1 pseudogene is annotated in these 271 nt (G+C 48.7%); it reads left to right on the plus strand.

Features of this window, described 5'->3' with window-relative positions:
- Nucleotides 1-191: pseudogene (locus KVT27_RS24690) on the plus strand (aliphatic sulfonate ABC transporter ATP-binding protein); the annotation flags it as partial.
- Between the last annotated feature and the right edge of the window lie 80 nt (nt 192-271).

Here is a 271-nt window from a genome sequence, read left to right on the forward strand (position 1 = left end):
CGGATCGCGTTATTTTGATCGAAGAAGGCAAGATTGCCTTGGATGTGAGAATAACGCTCTCGCGCCCACGCGTGCGGGACAGCGGGTTTGCTTATTTTGAACAATTGATTCTCGATCGAATTCTGGTTAAGGAGACGGATCCGGACGCAGGGGAAATTTCGGCTGTGGGCATGTATGCCTTTTCGATCTAGGAAAAACACGTGAATGCGGCGATAGGCTGTGTTTGCGTGTTTTTGTTTGTTCAGGGGCACTACAACCTTGATCAAAGCAT

It is taken from the genome of Lysinibacillus sp. GbtcB16, assembly GCF_019091145.1.
GTDB lineage: Bacteria > Bacillota > Bacilli > Bacillales_A > Planococcaceae > Lysinibacillus > Lysinibacillus fusiformis.